1 protein-coding gene is annotated in these 293 nt (G+C 50.9%); it reads right to left on the bottom strand.

The window, feature by feature from the left end; all coding sequences use genetic code 11:
- Positions 1-90: 90 nt before the first annotated feature.
- A partial coding sequence (locus tag EVC45_RS46525) for a hypothetical protein (protein WP_211193627.1) occupies positions 91-293 on the bottom strand: 203 nt, incomplete at its 5' end.

Raw genomic sequence — 293 nt, 5'->3', positions numbered from 1 at the left:
AAGTAGAAGTAGTTTTGTCGGGCATTGCAACACCTTATACGAGATAAGTGTTGCACCTCGCTTTTGAGGCCGCCCTTATAAACGCGAGTTTCATACCAATTCACTCGTTTCCGCCCACATTCGCGCCCGCCGGTCAGCCAACGTAATTTTTTTACGTGGGCCTACATTCAAACCCGACAAACCCGCCGTTTGTTGTCTTAGTTGCGACGAGGCCGATTTCGGCGCTGTCACGTTAAATTGTTCGCGGCGCAATTGCGGAGAGGACACGGATCTGTTCAGAAAACGGACGGAAC

The organism is Paraburkholderia sp. UYCP14C (assembly GCF_004197395.1).
GTDB lineage: Bacteria > Pseudomonadota > Gammaproteobacteria > Burkholderiales > Burkholderiaceae > Paraburkholderia.
This window is presented reverse-complemented; position numbering and strand designations above follow the sequence as displayed.